21 protein-coding genes and 1 riboswitch are annotated in these 21,826 nt (G+C 39.2%); of the genes, 7 read left to right on the top strand and 14 right to left on the bottom strand.

Translation table 11 applies throughout. The annotated features are described in order from the left end of the window. Positions 1-96: 96 nt before the first annotated feature. From ACEW8O_RS09175 to ACEW8O_RS09135, 9 genes are all read right to left on the bottom strand, one after another. Positions 97-1,266, bottom strand: a complete 1,170-nt coding sequence (locus tag ACEW8O_RS09175; RefSeq protein WP_373494327.1) for a PLP-dependent aspartate aminotransferase family protein — start codon at positions 1,264-1,266, stop codon at positions 97-99. A 395-nt stretch (positions 1,267-1,661) separates the two neighbouring features. Further along, a riboswitch (SAM riboswitch) is annotated at positions 1,662-1,769 on the bottom strand. A 381-nt stretch (positions 1,770-2,150) separates the two neighbouring features. Then, positions 2,151-2,711: an aminoacyl-tRNA hydrolase gene (gene pth / locus ACEW8O_RS09170; protein WP_373494326.1), complete on the bottom strand. Its 561-nt coding sequence runs from the start codon at positions 2,709-2,711 to the stop codon at positions 2,151-2,153. Positions 2,712-2,798: 87 nt separating this feature from the next. Beyond that, positions 2,799-3,371, bottom strand: coding sequence for a 50S ribosomal protein L25/general stress protein Ctc (locus ACEW8O_RS09165; protein ID WP_373494325.1), 573 nt, complete (start codon positions 3,369-3,371; stop codon positions 2,799-2,801). A 40-nt stretch (positions 3,372-3,411) separates the two neighbouring features. After that, on the bottom strand, positions 3,412-4,338 hold the full coding sequence (locus ACEW8O_RS09160; protein ID WP_373494324.1) for a ribose-phosphate pyrophosphokinase: 927 nt from the start codon (positions 4,336-4,338) through the stop codon (positions 3,412-3,414). A 116-nt stretch (positions 4,339-4,454) separates the two neighbouring features. Next, entirely contained in the window at positions 4,455-5,174 is a 720-nt protein-coding gene (locus ACEW8O_RS09155; protein ID WP_373494323.1) for a 2-phosphosulfolactate phosphatase, read from the bottom strand. A 71-nt stretch (positions 5,175-5,245) separates the two neighbouring features. Then, positions 5,246-6,340 (bottom strand): glycine cleavage system aminomethyltransferase GcvT, encoded by a 1,095-nt coding sequence (gene gcvT, locus ACEW8O_RS09150; protein ID WP_373494322.1) that lies wholly within the window; start codon positions 6,338-6,340, stop codon positions 5,246-5,248. 110 nt (positions 6,341-6,450) lie between these two features. Then, positions 6,451-7,821, bottom strand: a complete 1,371-nt coding sequence (locus ACEW8O_RS09145; protein WP_373494321.1) for a RagB/SusD family nutrient uptake outer membrane protein — start codon at positions 7,819-7,821, stop codon at positions 6,451-6,453. A gap of 12 nt (positions 7,822-7,833) precedes the next feature. Beyond that, a complete protein-coding gene (locus ACEW8O_RS09140; RefSeq protein WP_373494320.1) occupies positions 7,834-10,887 on the bottom strand; it encodes a SusC/RagA family TonB-linked outer membrane protein in 3,054 nt (1,017 codons plus the stop codon). 361 nt (positions 10,888-11,248) lie between these two features. Continuing rightward, positions 11,249-11,575, bottom strand: a complete 327-nt coding sequence (locus tag ACEW8O_RS09135; protein WP_373494319.1) for a HesB/IscA family protein — start codon at positions 11,573-11,575, stop codon at positions 11,249-11,251. Between the two features lie 90 nt (positions 11,576-11,665). On the opposite strand from ACEW8O_RS09135, the gene mce reads away from it, so the two are divergent. After that, positions 11,666-12,076: a methylmalonyl-CoA epimerase gene (gene mce / locus ACEW8O_RS09130; RefSeq protein WP_373494318.1), complete on the top strand. Its 411-nt coding sequence runs from the start codon at positions 11,666-11,668 to the stop codon at positions 12,074-12,076. 89 nt (positions 12,077-12,165) lie between these two features. Here mce and ACEW8O_RS09125 read toward each other — a convergent pair whose 3' ends face one another. After that, entirely contained in the window at positions 12,166-13,524 is a 1,359-nt protein-coding gene (locus ACEW8O_RS09125; protein ID WP_373494317.1) for a DUF5723 family protein, read from the bottom strand. A 244-nt stretch (positions 13,525-13,768) separates the two neighbouring features. Here ACEW8O_RS09125 and ACEW8O_RS09120 point away from each other — a divergent pair, with 244 nt between their 5' ends. Then, positions 13,769-14,353, top strand: a complete 585-nt coding sequence (locus tag ACEW8O_RS09120) for a hypothetical protein (RefSeq protein WP_373494316.1) — start codon at positions 13,769-13,771, stop codon at positions 14,351-14,353. Between the two features lie 10 nt (positions 14,354-14,363). Then, positions 14,364-15,392, top strand: a complete 1,029-nt coding sequence (thiL, locus tag ACEW8O_RS09115; RefSeq protein ID WP_373494315.1) for a thiamine-phosphate kinase — start codon at positions 14,364-14,366, stop codon at positions 15,390-15,392. 1 nt (position 15,393) lies between these two features. Here thiL and ACEW8O_RS09110 read toward each other — a convergent pair whose 3' ends face one another. Beyond that, a complete protein-coding gene (locus ACEW8O_RS09110) occupies positions 15,394-15,879 on the bottom strand; it encodes a DUF3368 domain-containing protein (protein ID WP_373494314.1) in 486 nt (161 codons plus the stop codon). After that, complete coding sequence (locus ACEW8O_RS09105) at positions 15,863-16,108, bottom strand: UPF0175 family protein (protein WP_373494313.1); 246 nt, start codon at positions 16,106-16,108, stop codon at positions 15,863-15,865. Before ACEW8O_RS09105 ends, ACEW8O_RS09110 begins: the two co-directional genes overlap by 17 nt. A gap of 62 nt (positions 16,109-16,170) precedes the next feature. On the opposite strand from ACEW8O_RS09105, the gene ACEW8O_RS09100 reads away from it, so the two are divergent. After that, positions 16,171-16,851, top strand: coding sequence for an ERCC4 domain-containing protein (locus ACEW8O_RS09100; protein ID WP_373494312.1), 681 nt, complete (start codon positions 16,171-16,173; stop codon positions 16,849-16,851). Positions 16,852-16,913: 62 nt separating this feature from the next. Here ACEW8O_RS09100 and ACEW8O_RS09095 read toward each other — a convergent pair whose 3' ends face one another. Together ACEW8O_RS09095 and ACEW8O_RS09090 are read right to left on the bottom strand one after the other, a co-directional pair. After that, positions 16,914-17,966 carry a bile acid:sodium symporter family protein gene (locus tag ACEW8O_RS09095; RefSeq protein ID WP_373494328.1) on the bottom strand — a complete coding sequence of 351 codons (1,053 nt, stop codon included), beginning with the start codon at positions 17,964-17,966 and terminating at the stop codon, positions 16,914-16,916. 139 nt (positions 17,967-18,105) lie between these two features. Next, positions 18,106-18,582, bottom strand: coding sequence for a PaaI family thioesterase (locus tag ACEW8O_RS09090; protein ID WP_373494311.1), 477 nt, complete (start codon positions 18,580-18,582; stop codon positions 18,106-18,108). Between the two features lie 257 nt (positions 18,583-18,839). Here ACEW8O_RS09090 and ACEW8O_RS09085 point away from each other — a divergent pair, with 257 nt between their 5' ends. From ACEW8O_RS09085 to ACEW8O_RS09075, 3 genes are all read left to right on the top strand, one after another. Beyond that, on the top strand, positions 18,840-19,649 hold the full coding sequence (locus ACEW8O_RS09085; protein ID WP_373494310.1) for a M48 family metallopeptidase: 810 nt from the start codon (positions 18,840-18,842) through the stop codon (positions 19,647-19,649). 231 nt (positions 19,650-19,880) lie between these two features. After that, positions 19,881-20,645, top strand: a complete 765-nt coding sequence (locus tag ACEW8O_RS09080) for a trans-aconitate 2-methyltransferase (RefSeq protein ID WP_373494309.1) — start codon at positions 19,881-19,883, stop codon at positions 20,643-20,645. Positions 20,646-20,742: 97 nt separating this feature from the next. Next, positions 20,743-21,213: a hypothetical protein gene (locus ACEW8O_RS09075; RefSeq protein WP_373494308.1), complete on the top strand. Its 471-nt coding sequence runs from the start codon at positions 20,743-20,745 to the stop codon at positions 21,211-21,213. Positions 21,214-21,826: the final 613 nt, after the last annotated feature.

Genomic DNA, 21,826 nt, shown 5'->3' with positions numbered 1-21,826 from the left:
TCAAATTCATTCTTTTTCTGAACCTCATGGGATGCTTCTCTACGTTCAGCATGACGCTCCGAAATTCTGACATTGATAACTTTGAGAAAGAAAATCCTATTTGGAGCTATCCAATGCCCTTTCTACATCCAGAATGATATCCTCATGATGTTCCAAGCCAACAGAAAGTCTTACCAATCCATCCGTAATGCCAACATTGGCCCTTTCTTCTTCATTCAGTTTACTATGGGTGGTTGAAGCTGGATGGGTGATGATACTCCTGCTATCCCCCAAGTTTGCAGTAATAGAAATCATCTGTAGGGCATCAATAAACCGCTGTGCCCTTTGGATTCCACCTTTCAAAGTCAGCGTAATGATTCCTCCTCCCTGCGACATTTGTTTTTTTGCCAATTCATAATGAGGGTGGGAGGCGAGGAAAGGGTATTTTACAAATTCTATCTCTTTGTTGCCTTCAAAATACTCAGCAATTTTTTGGGCGTTGCCACAATGCCTATCCATTCTGACCGCCAAAGTCTCCATGCTTTTTGAAAGGATCCAGGCATTAAATGGGGATATGGATGGACCGGTATGTCTTGTAAAAAACTGCACTTCTTTGATCAGATCCTGCTTCCCCAAAATCAAACCTCCTAATACCCTTCCTTGCCCATCTATATATTTGGTGGCTGAATGGGTCACGATATGCGCACCCCATTTTGCGGGCTGTTGCAGGTAAGGAGTTGCAAAGCAATTGTCCACCACCAAAATCAGGTTATGCGCTTCGGCGAATTTCCCTACCCATTCGAGGTCAATGATCTCCAAACCGGGATTGGAAGGAGTTTCAATAAAGAGCATTTTGGTGTTTGGCTTGACGAGCTTCTCCCAATTGGCGGTATCAGCAATGTCTCCGTATGTGGATGTAATTCCCCATTTTGGAAATACCCTTGTCAGCAATTGATGCGTTGAACCAAAAAGAGACCGTGAAGCAAGGATATGGTCTCCCTGTTGCAAAAGAGAGGCAATGCTACCAAACATCGCTGCCATCCCGGAAGCTGTTGCAATTCCGTCCTCAGTCCCTTCCGCAACACACACTTTTTGAATCAGGTCAGATGAATTGGGATTGGCATACCTGGAATAGATATTCCCTTCGATTTCTTCCGCAAACATCTGCCTTGCCTCCTCTGCAGAATCAAAAGTAAAACTTGAACTTAAATACAAAGGTGCAGAATGCTCCTTATGGTTGGATTTGGAGCTTGATATACGAATGGCGTCAGTTTCAAAATGGGACATTGAAGTTTTGGTTAATGGTTGAATTGGTTATTCTTTAAAAGGACTATTTGGAATTAAAGGAAAAAGAATGGAAATACGGTAGAAATAATGTAGAAATCGGAGTGAAGCGGAGATCCCGAGAGAAATAGCGATTCGGGATATGATTGAAATAAAATTGAAATAGGTTATTGAGATTATGGATCAATTTGAAATAAATAGTCGATAAGGGTAGAATTGCTGATAAAGGTATTAGGAGATTCAAAACCTTGATATCTGCCAATTTTATTAAATCCAGCTCAAAAAAATGGCATATCTCCCAATTCTTGGTACTTGGTACTTGGTACTTGGTACCAATACAATAAGTCCAAATAATTTCTTGAAGTAAAGTGTAAATCTGTGCAGATGGCATAATTTCTAATTTATAGTTCCCGATTGGACGGGCAGGTTTTGGCACCTTTCCCGATGTGTCGGGGTGGTTGCCAGAGGGTCTCCGAGCCTGTTCTCTCACCTCTTCTTTATAAATCAGTTTCCTGAAGTGGATGCAAAGTAAGTTTTCAAAAAGTGGAATTCAAAAGATTATCTCCAATTCTTTTTTATTAAAGGGAAATACAATTGAAATAGAGTTGAAATAAAGTAGAAATAATATTGAAATATTATAGAAACCGAAGCGAATCGGAGATCCTGAGAGTGGCATCCATTCGGGATGGGGTTGAAAATAAATAGAAATACGATATGTCCTTTCAATTATTTCAACCTATATCGCATAGCATCTATCTATTTATTTCACTTCAGAATATTTCAGTCTATTTCATTTCAGAATATTTCGCAAAGCATATTTCAATCTATTTTCATTTCAGAATATTTCAATTTATATCGCAAAGAATATTTCAACTTATATCCCTTAATTATTCATTAAACTGCGTCATCGTCATATTAATCCCGACAGTACAAAAGCTCAGGATCATTTCAATCGCTTTGTCCATGAAAATTGGAAGTTCATCTATTTCTTTTTGGGACCATCTGCCGAGGACATATTCTATCTGTCTTCCTTTGGGGAAATCATCTCCAATACCAAATCTCAATCTTGGATAATCCTGTCCCCCGGTGAGATCTTCAATACTTTTAAGTCCATTATGGCCTGCAGCAGAACCTTTGCCCCTCATCCTCAACTTTCCGAAAGGAAGTGCTACATCATCTACGATGACCAGGACGTTTTCTTTTGGAATATGCAGCTCTTTCATCCAAAAGTTTACGGATTTACCGCTGAGATTCATATAGGTGGTAGGTTTGATCAGATGGATCTGTCTGCTTTTAAATTTAAAATGAGTGGTAAAAGCAAGCCTGTCACTTTTCCATTGGACTCCGTGTTTGTCAGCCAACCTGTCTGCGGTAAGAAAGCCTACGTTATGTCTTGTCAGTTCATACTCTGGACCGATATTGCCAAGTCCCACGATGAGATATTTCATTTTTTTATTATGATAAAAGCTGCACAAAAATAAAAAATCCTGCTTATGATTAAGCAGGATTTGATTTTATCGTTTTCTAAAGTCTGATTACTCAGCTTTTTTGCCCTTTAGTGCTCTTGGTATTCCAATAGTAACTATAGTAACATTAGGACTGGTCAGGATTTCAAAGCCTTCAACTTTCAATTCTCCAACTCTGAATGATTTACCCAAATCCAGGTTATTGATATCAACTTCAATTTGATCAGGAAGATTACCTGCCAAACCTTTGACTGCTAATTTTCTTGTTTTGAATTCAAGTTTACCACCTTTGATGATACCTGGAGAAGTACCTTTGATTACAACCGGGATTTCAAACTTGATTGGTCTGTCAGGACTGAAAGCCAAGAAGTCCGCATGCATCAACACATCAGAAACAGGGTGATACTGGGAATCTTTCAATACTGCTTTCATTTTTTCGCCTTCGATGTTCAGATCAACCATGTGGACTTCCGGAGTGTACACCAAGTCTCTGAACAAAATAGCAGGGGAGTAGAAATGGATTTGTTCTTTGATAGCAGGTCCATAAACTACACAGGGAACATTACCTTCCTGACGGATTTGGTTCAATTCCTGGTTATCGAGATTTGCTCTTTTAAACCCTATAATCTCTAAAGATTTCATAAATTTTAATTTAAGTATATATAATTGATTAAGTAATTCATTAAATAAATAATGCAGAAATGGAAGTATTTCCTGTTACTGCATGGATAGCTTTTGCAAATAGATCTGCAACAGACAAAACTCTGATTTTTGAACTCTGACCTTTCAAAGGAATGGTATCTGTGATCACAAGTTCTTTGAGGACAGAATTCTCAATATTATCATATGCATTGCCGGATAGAACACCGTGAGTGGCAATGGCGCGTACCGAGGTAGCACCTTTGTCCATAATAATCTGAGCAGCCTTACACAAAGTGCCCGCAGTATCCACCAGATCATCAATAAGGATCACATCTTTCCCTTCCACATCACCGATTACCTGCATGGAAGCCACTTCATTGGCTCTTTTTCTGTGCTTGTCACAGACCACCATTTCTACTTCAAAATGCTTGGCATAAGACCTTGCCCGGGCCACACCACCTACATCAGGTGCCGCAAAAAGCATGTTATCCAAACTAAGCCTTTCTAAATAGGGCACAAAAATAGCTGATCCATTTAAATGATCCAAAGGTATATCAAAAAAACCTTGGATCTGTCCGGCGTGCAGGTCACAGGTCATAATTCTATCCGCTCCAGCCGAGGTCAACATATTGGCAATCAATTTGGCAGCTATGGAAACCCTAGGTCTGTCTTTACGGTCCTGTCTGGCGTAACCATAATAAGGAACTACCGCACAAACTTTATAAGCACTGGCTCTTTTTGCTGCATCTATCATCAAGCATAACTCCATGAGGTTATCAGCATTAGGATTTGTTGTTTGGATCAAAAATACAGTACAACCCCTTACAGACTCATTATAGCTGGGTGACATCTCTCCGTCACTGAATTTTGAGATGGTCAGATCTCCAAGATTTTTTCCGTAATGTTTTGCTATTTTTTCGGCAAGAAGGTGGCTGTTGGTACCGGAAAAGAGTTTAACCTCGGTCATGTTGTGGTGGAATTTTCTACAGTGAAATGATTGATTTCTGAACGCCAACAAAGGTATGTAAATTTGATGGCAAAGTGAATCTGAGCTTGAAGTTTGTCAAATATTGTTTGGTTGGTTTAGTTTCCGGGCTTTTTGGCTATCAGTTTGCCATCTTCTAAAATTCCGATGAAATCATAAATATTTTCTAAAAGGCAAAAATCAATATCCGCTTCAATATTGTGGTTTTGTAGTCTTTTGGCATGGGAGGCCTGTCCCATAAAAATGTGCAGCCTGTGGGTATTTCCTTCATAGAGAGATCTCATGGCGATTGATGTATCACAATCAGTCCAAAAATGGGGATGTAAACTGCTGACCAGTGCACCCGCATATAAAGAGTCCTCGAGATTAAATTTTCCCTTCCAACCCGCACAAAGAATCAGGACATCATTTTCCTCTTTAATCAAAAATTCCGCTGTCGCTTTGAGGTTTACAAAAGCGCCGAGTATAATGTTTCGGGCAGCGTCTTTGGTTATTTCTATGGCGACGGTTCCATTAGTAGTTGTCATCGCAATCTCTTTTCCCGCATATTTCTTTTCCAGGTAGGATAAAGGAGAGTTTCCCAAAGTAAAACCTTCGGCTGTTGTTCCATCTCTTTCTCCTGCAATCACATAACCTTCTTTTGCCATCATCCTGCAGGATTCCAGGTCAAAAACAGGGGTAATGGAAGTAACATCATTTGCCAAAGCAGCCATCATGGTGGAGGTTGCCCTAAAGATATCTACTATCACCACATTTTTATCTTTGACATCATACAGATGAATCAATTCAGGACTGAGGCAAATTTCAACTTTTTTCATTTTCAAAATTCAATAAAAAACCTCGCCATTGAGATTGTTTGTTCAATGGCGAGGTTTTGATTTAGGGAAATCTATTTTCTGTACAGTGGAAGTTTTTCGATTTTGGCCGGCAGGTTTTTATTTCTGACAGTAATTGCAATTTCTGTCCCCGGGGATGCGTATTCAGACTTTACATATCCCAATCCAATACCCACGCCCATGGAAGGAGACATTGTGCCTGAAGTCACTTCTCCGATCACTTCACCGGAAGTATTTACAATAGGGTAGTGGGCCCTGGGAATTCCTTTGTCCTGAATGATAAAGCCGACCAACTTTTTATCGACTCCTTTTTCTTTTTGTTTTTTTAGATTTTCGCTGTTGATAAAATCCTTGGTGAATTTTGTGATCCAACCCAATCCTGCCTCTAGGGGAGATGTTTCATCATTGATGTCGTTTCCATAAAGGCAATAACCCATTTCCAGCCTAAGGGTGTCTCTTGCACCTAACCCAATGGGTTTGATTCCAAATTCTTCTCCAGCTTCAAAAACTGCATTCCAGACTTTCTCAGCATATTCATTTTTAACATAAATCTCAAATCCTCCTGCACCGGTATATCCTGTTCCTGAAATGATCACATCATTGACTCCTGCAAAATCACCTTTCGTAAAATGATAAAACTTAATGCTAGAAAGATCAACAGAGGTTAGGGCCTGAACAGCTTCAATGGCCTTTGGCCCCTGAATGGCAAATAAGGAAAGACTATCCGAAATGTTTTCCAATTCAGCACCCATCGAATTATGTTGATTGATCCAGTTCCAGTCTTTATCGATATTGGAAGCATTGACCACCAACATATATTCTTCTTCTCCCATTTTGTAGACAATCAGATCATCCACAATTCCACCTTGATCATTGGGGAAACAGGAGTATTGGGCCTGTCCAATGACCAGTTTAGAGGCATCATTAGAAGTGACTTTCTGAATCAGGTCCAGGGCTTTTAACCCCCTGACCATAAATTCCCCCATGTGTGAAACATCAAATACGCCTACTCCTCCTCTTACTGTTTTGTGTTCCTCTATATCCGATGTGTATCTTACAGGCATATTAAAACCTGCAAAAGGAACCATTTTTCCTCCCAAAGCTTCATGGAGGTCATTGAGTTGGACTTTTTTGATTGAATCTGTCATATATGGGTTTGTTTATCCGGTCGCAAAGGTAAGTAATGAGCATTAGTATAGCGAACAGGGCAAATAAAAAAGCCACCAAAATGGTGGCTTTTTTATTTAGGTTTGTTTTTTTAATTTCCGTAACCCGGATTTTGTACCAGATTTGGATTGGCATCCATTTCCCTTTGAGGAATGGGAAATACCATTCTGGGGCTATCAAATGGAAATACAAGGTCACCGGTGTTGTCATTAATGGAACCACGGGTTCTTTTGACATCATGGATGATATGGCCTTCATGTGCCAGTTCCACTTTTCTTTCCTGCAAAATCTCAGCTAAAGTCAAAGTTGTCTTTGCAGGAAGATTTACCCTTGCCCTGATTCGGTTGATGTCGTTCAACGGGGTATCACCAATTGCCGTACTTTCCCTGAAATTGGCTTCTGCACGTGTCAGGTACATCTCGGCAAGCCTTATCACCTTTACGTTCCTGAACTGGTCTCTCCATTTGGCAGTTCTCAATTCACCTGCACCGGTGTAAAATTGGCTCAACCTAAAATCCCCTGGTTCATATTGTTCAAGGTGATTGGCTAGGATTGCCACATCACCACCTCTTGCACCAAATTCAGGTAAAGAATAAAATAGGAACATGTCATTGGCCGGATCCTGGGTGTTCACCTGTATGGCATAAAGATCTTCAGCCGAATTACTCTCTGTATTGAATGCTTCCATAAAGACCGGTATCAAAGACTTTCCTGTCCCTGTTGCAAGGGTTATCGCCCTATTGGCAGCATCCCTGGCATCTCCGAATCTTTCCAATTGAAGATACACTCTAGAAAGTTGGCCAGCGGTGACATAGGAATTGGCCAGGAAACTATTTGATGGAGGCAGAAGACTTTCTGCTTCTGTCAGATCACTCAAAATTTGATTGTAAATCTCCTGAACAGTATTCCTGCTTACAAAGCTGTCATCATTAATCTCTCTGGTAGGAGCAAGTATCAATGGAACACCAAGATTAGTAGATGGATTTCCGGCGACAAAAGGTAAACCATAAAGTTTGATCAGTTCAAAGTACATCGAACCTCTCAAAAACAAAGCCTCACCTCTTACCCTGTTTCTGTCGTCCTCATTGACTACATCCAAAGCGCCGAGAACATTGTTTGCAACGTTGATGGCTCGATAGGCAGCGGCCCAAGTACCTTCAACAAAGGAATTGTTGACAAATATTGATTTATTGAAGATTTCCCTGGGCTGATTGAAAGTACCTTCCCATCTTACTTCACCGTTTGCACCCAGCATCTCAGCATACAGCTGAAGTCTTCCACCATAAAGTGCAACACTTCTTGTTTCTGAGTAGGCACCGATCAAAACACTTTTGACATTGGCATCATTACTGAGTGCGATGCTCTGGTCAATACTTTGAAATGGGGTGAGGAACAACTCATCATTACAGCTACTGAAAACAGTAGAAAGCCCTAATATTGCTATTATTATATATTTCTTCATTTTATTTGCTATTTAAAATCCAACATTAAGACCCAATGAGAAAATTCTGGCCTGTGGCGCTGAATAGAAGTCATTTCCCTGGAAGACGTTACTTGCCAGGTAATCTGCATTCACCTCAGGATCCCATCCCGCATATTTGGTGAAAGTCAACAGGTTTTGGCCTGTGAAGTAAAATCTTGCAGTGGAGATTTTCATCTTGTTGAGTAAGGTGGAAGGTAAAGTATAACCTATTGTCAAAGTTCTCAATCTTACATAACTTCCGTCAGAAAGGTATCTGCTTGATGCCTGACATCCGTTACATTCTCCCAACCTTGCCTGCGGTATCATGGTGATGTCACCCGGGTTCTGCCATCTGGCCAATTGATCCCTGGTGGAGTTATCGAACCAATCACCATTGGCAGCGAAGAAACCTCCACCTCCGTCAAAAATATCATTTCCAAATACACCTTGGAAAAGGAAACTGGCATCAAAATTACCGAAAGTAAAATTGTTGGTAATACCTCCAAAGAATCTTGGGTTTGGATCACCTACAACCATTCTTGCAGCGTCATTGAAATTGTTTGTAGTTTCAGTTAACTCCTCATTAAGGTAGTAAAGTGCGTCACCATTAGCAGGATCGACACCGGCATATTTTGGGCCATAAAACACCCCTATTGGCTCATCAATAAAAATTCCATTAAGGAATCTAGAGGAAGATGGAGGGATAGAAGTTTGACCTGGAGCGAGTTCTTTAACAGTATTCACGTTCCTTGCAAGGTTAAAGGTTGCATTCCAGCTGAAATCCTGTTTGGTAACTATGGCACCGTTCAAGATCAGTTCAAACCCGTAATTCTGCATTCTACCGATATTCTGTCTTTGGACTGCGAAACCTGAGGTCGCAGGTACAGGAACATTCAAGAGCAGATCCCGGGTGTCTTTGTTATAATAATCAATTTCGCCGGTAATTCTGTCTCTAAAAATACCGAACTCAACACCAACGTTGAACTGTGCAGTTTTTTCCCAGTTTAGGTTTGGATTTGGAATTTGAGTTGGTCTTAATCCCGGTAACAATGCATAGGATACCGGACCGTAAAGACCCAAATGGTCAAAATTACCGATTTCGGCGTTACCGGTAAGACCATAAGATGCTCTCAATTTCAATAAGCTTAGTGCGTCATTTCCTTTAAGGAATGATTCCTCTGAAACAATCCAGCCTACAGAAGCAGCAGGAAAGAAACCATATTTATTGTTGTCTCCAAACCTTGAGGAACCATCGACTCTTCCACTGATAGTCGCCAGATATTTACCTGCAAATCTATAATTGGCTCTTGCAAAGTATGATAGGAATGTAAAGTTGGTAAATGTGGAAGTACCTCCTGTGATCTCCGCTGCTGAAGCAAGCGTTCTCAACTCATCCAAAGGAAATTCCTGACCTTCAACGCTGGTAAAGTTATCCTCTGATTTTTGGAACTGCATACCACCTACAACCTCAAGGTTGTGCTTTTCAGCGAAAGTATTGATATAAGTGAAGTAGTTGTTGGTATTGTAATTGAAAATCCTCAACCATCTTGATCTAGCAAAACCATTTGTAGATAATCCAAGGTTGGTTCTGGACCCGAAGAACTGCTCTTCGTTTTGGTTCATTACATCCACACCGAATTCACTTCTAAATCTCAGCTTGTCAGTGAATCTGTACTCCCCATAGATATTGGAAATATTTCTGAAAGAGGTATTCAGCCACTGAGCATTCTCTGAATCAATCAGGTTGTTGTAATAAGTCGCCGTGGGACGGTCATACAATTGACCATCAAGATCCCTGATGGGAGTGATAGGAGCTAAGGCAACCAACTGTATTGGATTGTTGAACTGATTGTCATCTGCCAATCTGTTGTTTCTTGTTCTGCTGATACCCAGATTCGCTCCCAGAGTAAATCGCTCATTTACCTGATGGTCAAGGTTCATCCTTACTGAAATCCTTTCAAAATCATTTCTGATCATGATTCCGTCCTGCTTGTCATAGGCCGTACTGAAATAGAATTTTGTTTTCTCATCACCTCCTGAGGCAGAAAAGTTGACATTGGTGACTCCTGCATCCGGGTTGAATGCCTGTTCCTGCCAATCTGTATCCGTTTCCAAAGTCCTCCAGTCTGACCAGCCCGAGTATCGGTTCAATCTGCTTTCCACAAATTGTAAATCAGAACCTGCAAAATCATCTGGATTGTTGATTGGATCAAAACCATTTCTTAGGTCATTGTTGTACCCGGCTTCCCTCATCAGTTCCACAAACTCAGGAGCATTTAAGAACTCTCTTTTCCTTGTCGGAGATGAAACACCTCTTTGGATACCCACATTAAATTTTGTCTTGCCTCTGGCACCTGACTTGGTTGTGATCAGGACAACACCGTTTGCAGCTCTTGCTCCATAAATAGCAGCTGCTGATGCATCTTTCAATACTTCGAACGATTCTATATCATTGAAGTTGATATCTGCCAAGGGATTGAACTGTCCAATTGCACCACCTGAGGTAATAGGAAGACCGTCAATAATGTATAGGGGGTCATTTCCTCCGGAAATTGAAGTAGTACCTCTAACTCTAATCTTGACACCTTCGCCTAATTTTCCACTTGAAGATTCAACAAAAACACCTGCTAATCTCCCCTGTAAGGCTTCCTGAAAGTTAGGAACCGGGATATTGGCGATTTCTGCGCCTTTGATAGATGCAATGTTTCCGGTCAGGTCTCCTTTGGTAATTGTACCAAAACCTGTGACTACGACCTCACCCAAGGTCTTGGCATCTAGCTGCAAAGTAACGTCAATGACACTTCGGTTTCCTATCAAGGCTTCATGTGATTCAAATCCTACAAAGGAATAGACCAATGTTTGGTTTGATTCTGCCTGAATGGAATAATTTCCATCCAAATTCGTAACAGCACCGGATGTCGTTCCTTTGATGATCACATTTACTCCGGGCAGGGGCAAATTATCTTCGATAGAAATAACAGTCCCCGTAACTGTTTTAGTTTGTGCATTTGCAATGCTTCCCAGCAAAAAGAAACAGAGAAATACGCTCAGTAAATTTTTTGTCATAAACGGTTTAGTTTTAGTAAATAAATTGATTAAGTAAAATAATTAAAGGAATTAATAATGTAAGTAAAAAACATTTTCCTTTCGAATGAAATTTAAATTGAAATTTATTTCCCGCATTTTTTAAAAAAATAATTGAAAATGACTATTAAATATAATTTTTTAATTAAAAATTTGGACTGAAAAAATTGGTGTAATTGGCAGGACTATATGGTCAAAAAGCTTGAGATTATTATACAATTTATAAGTTTAAATCTAATAGGTGTGTTTTTACGCAAAGCTATGATGGTTTGATTAACATATTATCATTAAAAAAGCCGGTTTTTAAAAACCGGCATAAAATTAAATTTTTTGAAGTTTTTTTTTAAACTGAAAAACTTTCCCCGCAACCGCAGGTTCTTGAAGCATTTGGGTTGACAAACTGAAAACCTTTTCCGTTCAGGCCATCGGAAAACTCAAGGGTAGTTCCGGCCAAATACAGTAAACTTTTCCTATCGACAATGATTTTGACTCCTTTGTCCTCAAAAATATGGTCAGATTCCACTGTGGTACCGTCAAAGCCCAGGTCATACATCAATCCCGAACATCCACCTCCCTTTACAGAAACTCTGATATTCTCATTATCTGCCCTTCCTTCCTCTTTTTTCAATTCGAGGATTCTTTCTTTTGCCTTTTCCGAAACGATTATCATATCTTTAAATTATTAAGTCATATTTACAAGCTTCAATTCAACATGCTTCATTTTGAAATGATTCACCAACAAAGATAAAAAAATATCAAGATGAGAAAAATCGAACATTTGGGAATAGCAGTCCGCGATCTTCAAAAATCAAATGACTTGTTCAGAAAATTATTGGGTTCGGCACATTACAAAACAGAAAGTGTAGAAGGTGAGGGAGTTATGACTTCATTTTTTCAGATAGGGGATATTAAAATCGAACTTTTGGAAGCGACAAGAGAAGATAGCCAAATAGCCAAATTCATCGAAAAGAAGGCTGAGGGTATTCATCACATCGCTTTTGATGTGGAAGATATCTTCAGGGAAATGGAAAGGCTCAGGGCAGAAGGATTTGAAATTCTGAATGATACCCCAAAAGAAGGGGCTGATAATAAATTGGTTGTTTTTTTGCACCCCAGGTCAACTAATGGAGTTTTAGTGGAATTGTGTCAGGAGAAAATTAAAATCTTTTAATTCAATTTTGAGCACATCTTTTTATGTCTTATTCAAATAAGTTTTAATGTGAATTTAGAATTGGAAAATCAGGGTAGCCTAAATCTTTATTATTTGAAATTTCGGGCTTTATTTTTAAATATCGGCACTTTTAGTCCAATAAAAACGTCAGTGCTTTTGGATGAGCTTGAGAGGAGATTTGACAACACTGATCCGGATCCTATCATGAATGGTCCTGTTCTCAATCCTACTCCCCAAAGAATACCGGATTGGAATTGCCTTAAACTCAATGGACTATAAATACTGATCCATTTGGATTCAAATCTGGGCGTGACTGAGAGGGTATTTATAATATTGTTAACATTGAAAGTGGAGGCACTTCTAAGAGAATATGCACCATGAAGGCTCAAAAAAAACTTTTTGGAAACACTGTAATCCACAAATGCCTGAAGGGATGTGGGAAGACCAAGTGACTTGTTTCCGGTTACTTCCGTACCTTGATAATTATCATTCAACAGTTCTTCCAGGTCCTTTTCGTCAAACTCTGCCACATCTACAGAACCGTTCAAATTATAGCTGAACTCAGAAACCTCTTTGTAATTGATAGCACCGATATCAGCTACTGAAATCCCAAAACGAAGTTTGTAAGGTTTTTGTGAATACACAGAATCAACAGGATAATGGTTTTTAGACCTTAACTCATATACTACCCCAATGTCTGCCCCGAATCCTCCGGTGAAATCAGTGAACTTGATATCTTCCGTATCAAAGCCGGAAGTATATCCATAATCCAACGAACCACCTGTGGCCAATATTTTAGTATTGGAATTAAATGCGGCGCTTAATTGCGGACTGGAGGTGAAAAGTCCACCGGCACCGCCAAGGTATTTCAATGTCGTACCGATTTTCAAACGTCTTGATTCATCGTCTAGAATAATCCTGCCGTAGGTAAGCCCAAATTCTCCCCAGGCATGGATATTTCCTGACAGGTTTTCCATTTCTGCCTGAAAATCAGATTGTGAATCAAAACCTTCAGAAATACTTTCATAAAACAGACCGCTGATATTGTGCAGGTTGAAAAATGTCCTCACCCTGGTGCTGATCCCAACGCTGCTTTTTTCATTCAACCTGAACATGATGGAAGGGCCAATTAAATCAACATTACCAAAAAAATTATTCGTTTCAGTCGGTGTTTTTTCGACATCGGAATCAAACGAAAATCCATCACTCATGTTTTTGAAATCCGTGAAGTCCACGCTCAGATAGTCATTCCCGACAAAAGCACTTGCAGATAAGATATTGAGCTCAAATCTGGTTTTGGATCCTACCACATTGGCGGGGTTGAGGAGCAGAGAATGTACTCCTGAATAATTGTCTATGGTATTTCCTATATAGGATTGGGAATGACCATAATTAGCAAATAAAACAAACATTAATAAAAAGGCAGGAGATTTAATTAAAAGGTCCATAGTGATTTATTTAAAAGTGAATTATAAGGAAATTTGAATTAAAAGTTAGGTCAAAATCAAGGATAAAAAAAGAAACAGATTTATTTTATTTTTATTCAACACACATGTATCTAAAGCAAAAAAGAATGAAGGTATTTCATTTCTCATTCTTTATCAATTTCTGGTTTCTATCCTTTCAATTTTAATTTTTTTTTGATATTTGGAATTGTTTCTAAAATCATGTTTAGTTTAATTTTGAGTTGCTATGAAAATTGCCAGGATCGTTACAGTGCTTATTTTTATGTTTTTGGTCAATCAAAATTCTTTTGCCCAAGAAGTTGCCTGGAGTAGGTTTGGATTACAGGTTTCATATGGCAATCCACATTATATTCCAAGTTATGCTGATGGAGCTCCTAATTATAATGGAAGGTATTTTTTTGATATTGGATTTCTTTATTTAAAGCCTCTATCCGAAAAATGGGAATTTGAGACAGGATTGGTGTATTCCAATAATCAATTTAGGGTGACACCAACTTTTCCTCCCGGCATATCCAATCCTTCTTATAATGATGCAATGAATCATTGGACAATTCCGGCAAATTTCAGACTTTGGCTCCCTAAAAGATTTTTATTGCAGTTTGGGCCCAATATATCCCAGGCAAGCAGTGAATTCTTCGGTGTTTTTCGTCTTGGCTTTTCATTAGGATTTGGCAAGGAGTTCAATTTGGGAGATAAGAATGCTTTATTGATAATACCTACCTTCAATGCCAATCCATTTTTCCCGACAAATACGGAAGGCATGACGCAATTGGGAATTCGCAGTATCTTTGCATTTCCAACAAAGAAATAAAAAGAACAACATGTCCGAAGAAAGAACTGAGATCTCTGAAATAGGGGAATTTGGTCTGATCGACCACCTCAATGAAAAAATCATCATCAAACACGCTTCTACCATCAAAGGAATCGGAGATGATGCAGCTGTCATTGAGGCGGGAGACCATGTCAAAGTGATTACCACCGATTTGTTGTTGGAAGGAGTTCATTTTGATATGTCCTATGCGCCCTTGCCCCATATCGGATTCAAGGCAGTTGCCGTCAATATCTCTGATGTGGCAGCCATGAATGCTGTGCCAAAGCAGATTACTGTAAGCATTGCCCTATCGAATAGATTTTCTGTAGAAGCCGTTGACGCTCTGTATGCAGGAATCAATGCTGCGGCAGAACATTATGATGTAGATGTTATAGGAGGTGATACTACAGCTTCCCGGTCAGGTTTGGTGATTTCGGTGACTGCTATCGGGGAAAGCAAAAAAGAATTGTTGAGTTTCCGGTCAGGCGCAAAAGTCAATGATATCATCTGTGTTACAGGAGATCTTGGAGGAGCCTTGGTAGGATTGCAGATTTTGGAAAGAGAAAAGCAGGTTTATTTGGCAAACCCGGATATGAAACCTGAATTGGAGAAGTACAGCTATGTCACGGGAAGACAGTTAAGGCCTGAAGCAAGAATGGATATTATCCATGAATTGAGGGAGTTGGAAATCGTACCGAGTAGTATGATGGATGTTTCAGATGGCCTGGCTTCTGAATTGTTTCATATCTGCAAGGCATCGAAAGTCGGTGTCACCATCTATGAGGACAAGTTGCCCATTGACAAACAGACTTTTGATACCGCAGTTGAACTGAATTTGGATCCGATCACCTGTGTATTGAATGGGGGAGAGGATTACGAATTGTTGTTTACCATTGACCAAAAGGATTTTGAAAAACTGGAAAAACATCCTGATATCCATTTCATCGGACATGTGACCAAGGAGGAAGAAGGGAAGTATTTGGTTACTAAAAGCGGAACGGCTGTACAGTTGAAGGCGCAAGGTTGGAAACATTTCTAATTTATAATTCTCCAACTTGGCGAAGGGCATAATTTACCAATTTATCATCTAGTCTGAAATTGAGTTTCTCTTTAAGAACCTCAATTTCAGATTTTAAGGAATCTATTTTCCCCTCAATTTTAGCTTTAATTAAAAGCCCCAATATTCCTGTAATTTTTATCCCCAAATTTTCCGCTATTTTCCTTCCTTTTTTCTCATCGATGAGTAATAAGTCAGCACTTCTTTCCATACTAATTATTATTGATTCAGACTCTCCAATATCTAAAACTTTAATCAACTCATTTACTGCAGTTTTATTTCTACATTCTGCTACAATAAATGAACCATGGGATATTGGGCCTAAATCATAACCATAATTTTTCAATGATTGGAGTTCCTCATATACTGATTCAGGAATTAAAATCTGATAAAAAAATTCAGTTAGTATTTCGATTTTTCCTAATGCCAAAAAACCTACTAATACTGATGAATCAGCCACTACTTTCATTTTCCAATTTCAGGTTGACCAAATCAATGTTTAAATCTTCGATATCATAGTTAACAGTTTCATTCCTTTTGGCTAACTCCTTTAAAAATTGAATTCTATCGATCCCGGCAAAGTTAAATGCTTGGCCAATGGAAAACTTACCTCTTTTGTATAAAGCAACACTGAGTTCTAGTTTGATATCTTTTTCGTCTAATCCCACGTCCGGAAAATTTTCAAGGGAAATCTTCATATTCTATTTGTTTATTGTTCTAAATATAAGAAATTTTATTCTCTAAATCTTGAATCCTAACCATGTCGAGACTTATCAAATCATCTTATTTTTATCCTTTGGAGGTTATTATTGATGACAGGGAACCTATGTCTGTTGAAAAGGAATTGCTGGCAAAGGGGAATTTGTTGGTACAGAGAAAAAGGTTGGATGTGGGGGATTATATTTTTGACAATGATTTACTGGTAGAAAGAAAAACTGTCATTGATTTCTGTGCATCAATCAAAGATGGTCGGCTTTTTAAGCAAGTAAGCAAACTTGCAAAAGGTAAAATTCCTGCCATTGTGATTTTGGAGGGGAGACAAAAAGATTTTAAAGAGACTGATTTTTCAGTTCAGGCCATTCTAGGTATCATGGTATCTATAAGCCTTGGTTTTAAGATTCCAATCCTCAGGTCTAAGGGTATTGAGGAAACAGTTGCGATTATGTTACAAGGTTATAAACAACTGACAAAGGACAGACTTCAAGACCAAAGGGTTTATCCCCGTAAGGGTAATTTTAAAAAGGAGAAAAACCAGTCTTTAAAACAGAAAATCCACATACTGGAAGGCTTTCCCGGAATTGGAGTGGATAGGGCAGAAAAATTGCTGGATCATTTTGGGAGCCTCAAGGATGTCTTTAATGCAGATTTTGAAGAACTTTTGGGAGTGCCCGGATTGGGAAGGATTTCTGCTCTTAAGTTCAGGGAAATTCTTGACGCTTAATTGTTCATTTGAACATCCATAGTTAGCTCGAATGAATCTGACATTTGATTTAATTTAAGGATTTAGACAATCTTTTCAGTTTCTTCAATTTCCGGTTCGACCTCATCTTTAGGTGGTTTTCTATGCCAGTAAGATGCCAGGATTGATCCTGTGATGTTCATCATTGGTCCAAATACAGCAGCAGCCAATCCGACAGTTGCTATTTTACCCATTTCCTTGGCCAATCCTGATGCCAATCCTGCATTTTGCATCCCGACTTCAAGGGCAATTGTCCTGCAATCACTTTCATTCATCTTAAAAAGTTTTCCCATCCAATATCCTAAAGTGTATCCACTCAAGTTGTGGAAAATGACCAAAAGAATCAGTAAAGGTCCTATGGTCAACAGATTGTCCCTTCCTGCTGCGGTAATGATAACGATGATAACAGCAATACCGATCATCGAAGCAAGAGGCATGGCTGCGTCAAGCCATTTCAACTTACCTCCCAGGTATTTGTTGAACAGTAATCCTGCCCCAATGGGTATGATGACAATTTTGATAATGTCCATCACCATCCCGAACACATTTACCTCCACAAACTCTCCTGCCAACCAACCCATCAAGACAGGTGTGATAAAGGGCGCAAGCATGGTAGTAATGGCAGTGATGGTAATAGAAAGGGCCAAATTAGCTTTGGCCAAAAAGCTCATGACATTGGAAGCCATACCACTAGGGGAACAACCGACCAAAATCAGTCCCGCGGCTATTTCGGGTGGAAATCCACTGGCTTTTGCCAACGAATATCCTATAAATGGCATAATTGTAAACTGGCACATCACACCTATCAGAACGCCTTTGGGCATTTTCACCACGCCATGAAAATCCCTAAGACTCATGGAAGTTCCCATACCGAACATAATAATCTGAAGTAGAGGGACAATCAATCCGCTCAATTTGAAACCACCAATTTCCTGAAAAATAGTAGGATAAAACATGGCGGCTGTCACAGAAGCAAAAATCATGATGGTGTAGGTGAAGCCTTTGAGTTTATCAAAACCTCTAAACCCAACTCCCAATAAAATAAAAAACAAAATCAGAAGCGGTCCTACATAATCCGGATTTCCGGTCAAATGCATGACCCCTGCCAATAATAATACCGGCAAAGAGGACCATAATAGAGATTTAAATACGATTGGTTTCAAAGTGCGGGTTTTTTAGGTTTGGGTTAATGAGCAATCTACAATCTTCAATCTAAAATCTAAAATCTTCAATTTTCTATTTTTTTTTAAAAGACCAGGTCACAAAAAACCTGGCAACTATCTCTCCATCTGGATTTGTGCCTGTCGAGACCATGGTTAGGGTGGAATTTTCCCCTGGTTCTAAGCTGTCAAGTACGTGGTTGAGTTCGCTTCCCTGATTACAGACAAAGGTGATTTTTTGGTTGGCTTTTTTATGGTATTCTGCTCGGAAATCCACTACCAACATACTGAATTTCCCTTTCCCTGCCATAGCCAGTTGACAAAGTGCTCCGGTACTCAATTCTGCGGCACCTGCCATCGCAGCGAAATATATGGAATTAAATGGATTTTGACTTCGCCAGAAATAGGGGATGGTGACCCAACATTCCTCAGGACTTATTTTTTTTATTTTTAACCTCCAAAAAACTGCTGAGGGAAGTTTGAAAAACATTGCCCACCAAAAAATAAAAGGGTTAGTCATGCGGTTGATGTATTTCTTGGCGTCAGGGTTCATCCTCTTTATAATTTTATATGTATTACGCATAGATGCCAGTATCTGTCAATTCAATATAATTCTTGCTAAGAGACTGGAATGTTCGGAACATCGGTCTTCTGGCTTCGGACTTCCGTCATTTTCAGTAGTAAAATATTGGGTTACTGGCAAAGAAGCGGGTAACCATTTAATTTTATTAGCTGTCAAATTAAACAAAAAAATAAATCCCTTTTTGAAATGGCACCTTTTTTGGTGACTTTCAGACAAAATATAAGTATATGTTAAAGAAAATCATGTTTTTATTGGCTTTGGTCATTGTGGTGTATTCCTGTGCTAAAGTCCCGATGAGTGGAAGAAATCAGTTGGCCTTGGTTAGCAATGAAGAATTATTGCCCTTGGCATTTGTACAATACAATGAAGTATTGAAAGAACATAAAATAGTAACCAATACGGCAGAAGGACAAATGGTGGTTCGGGTAGGAAAAAGGATTGCTGAGGCGGTAAGAAAATATATGGCCGAACAGGGTCTTGAAAAGGAATTGCAGGGCTTTGCCTGGGAATTCAATTTGATTCAGGATGAATCTGTCAACGCCTGGTGTATGCCCGGGGGAAAAGTTGCCTTCTATACAGGCATCATGCCGATATGTAGGGATGAAACCGGAGTGGCGGTGGTTATGGGGCATGAAGTGGCACATGCCATTGCCAATCATGGTAGAGAAAGGATGTCTAATGGAATGTTGATGAATGGCCTTATTGGAGGTGCACAGACAGCCATGGGGCAAAACCCAAGCCTCACCCAAAACCTTTTTCTTCAGGCTTTTGGAGTAGGAGGACAATTGGGCATGCTGACATTTTCAAGAAGACACGAACTGGAAGCCGATCAATTGGGATTGAATTTTATGGCTTTGGCCGGATATGACCCAAGGGCAGCACCCGGCTTCTGGGATAGGATGAGTGAAGGCCGTTCTGGTGCCGAACCACCAGAGTTCTTATCTACTCACCCAGGACCGAATCGCAGAAAGGACGAGCTGAATAAGCAGATGCCTGAAGCGATGAAATATTATGAGAAGAGTAATAAGCAGAAGTAGAGGAAAATTTTAGATTTTAGATTTACGATTTTAGATTTCCGACAGGAGACAGATTTTCTGTAAGTTTTGTTATTTAGCTCATCATTATTTATTTCAAAATAAGTAAAAGAAAACAAAGTGAGAATTGAAGTAAAAAGCCCGGTCTGATGTCGGGCTTTTTGATTGAGATAAAATGAAGGGATTTTCAGCCTTCGGATCCTATCTATATCATTATAATTAAATCACATCATTATGAAGTGGAATACAGGTCTTTATGATCAGAAACATGATTTTGTGTCCAAATACGGTGAGGATGTCATCCACTTGCTGGATCCCCAAGCAGGTGAGCATATATTGGATTTGGGATGTGGAACCGGGGATTTAGCGGAGATGATCCGAAATTTAGGGGCTAAGGTGTTGGGGATTGATAGTTCCCCTGAAATGATCACCAAAGCCCGTGAAAAATATCCCCAAATCGATTTTAGGGTTATGTCTGCCGAGAGTTTTCAATTGGAGGGCCAATTCGATGCTGTATTCTCAAATGCCACCTTGCATTGGGTTTTGGAAAAAGAGAAAGCAGCGGAATGCATTTATGCCAGTTTGAAAAAAGGAGGGCGATTTGTAGCTGAGTTTGGAGGTAAGGGAAACATAGGGAATATTGAAGAGGCATTGCGCTCCGTATTGAGAAAAAATGGTTACATAGATCAAGCTGAAAAAAAAGTCTGGTATTTTCCCTCGCTTGCAGAGTATGCTGCATTACTGGAGAAGAAGGGATTTAGGATAACTTGGGCTGCCCATTTTGACAGGGAAACTTTGCTGAAAGAAAATGACGGGATCCAAAACTGGATCTATATGTTCGGTAAAACATTTTTGGAAGGAATAGATCAGTCAACGATTGACCGGATATTATTGGAAGTTGAGGAACAGTTAAGATCTACCAACTTCAAAAATGGAAATTGGTATGCCGATTATGTTAGGTTGAGGATTATGGCAATTAAAGAAAAGCACTGCTTTTGAAATAATTGATTGTAAACTTTAACATAAAAATAATGTAAAAAGTATGTGGTCATTATAATACAGGATTACCTTGCTTTTGCATTATAAAAACAAGACCATGAAAAAATTAACAGTTTTAATGCTATGCCTATTTTTTGCAAATATTTTATATGCCCAAGACCAACAAGCAATTAAATTAACAAATCAGACTACACAAAAGGAATTTCTGATTAAGGAAAATAAGAGAATAATAGTTGAAACAACTGACGGTAAAAAGTTTTCTGGTCGGTTTAGTTTAGCGGATAATACGATTACAATAGATAATGAAAAACTCGAAATTGCCGATATAGTTTATTTGAAGCGCAACACGCTTGTAACTTCCACCTTAACCACCGGCTTGCTTGTCTATGGAGGTGCGGTCACTGCCGGTTTTGGGGCATTAATTGGTGTTTTGATTCAACCGTCGGCCTTTCTTTTGTTTATACCTGCGGCAGGAATGATTTATGCCGGAATAAAATCCCCGAATTTTCATAAAAAATACAAAACAGAAAAAGACTGGACGTTTGAGCCAATAACCCTTTCTGAATGAAATTAGGGCTAAACCTGTTTTGCTTAATACCAGCAAATTTGCATTGATTTAGCGGCATACATCAAAAAAATTAAGTCTTGACTGACCCTCACAGGTTTCTATAATAACCACGTGGAAAAGCGGTAACCGTTGGTTCTCATATAAAATTAGTGTTAACATACGGAAAAGGCAAAATAGGAAGAGGCATATAGTTTCGTCTTGAGAAAAAATGGATTTCAGGATCAGGTAAAAAAAAGTCTGGTATTTCCCTTCGCTTGTTAAGGATATGGTCAGGAAGATTATTTTTTACGAAAACCACTTTATGGAATTTTACCAAAACCAGAATGAAAAGGTCAAGAGTAAGATTTAATATGTTTTTGAACTGATCAAGCAAGTGGAAAGGGTTCCTAAGTAGTCCTTGACCACCTTGAGGGAACTGATGGGCTATTTGAGATACGTGTGGAATTCCAATCAAATATTTATAGTCCCGATAGCTATCAAGCAATTTATAGGCACAATTTATATTACATTTATTTAAATCGGAAGTCCAGTTTAAAGTTATATAGCCAGGGGATTCTGGGGTCTATATTTTCTCTCTGAAGTATCTTGGGCAGATTGGTATAATCATTTGGAT

It is taken from the genome of Aquiflexum sp. (assembly GCF_041749095.1).
GTDB lineage: Bacteria > Bacteroidota > Bacteroidia > Cytophagales > Cyclobacteriaceae > Aquiflexum.
The sequence above is the reverse complement of the archived record's forward strand: the minus strand, read 5'-3'. Positions and strand labels throughout refer to the sequence as shown.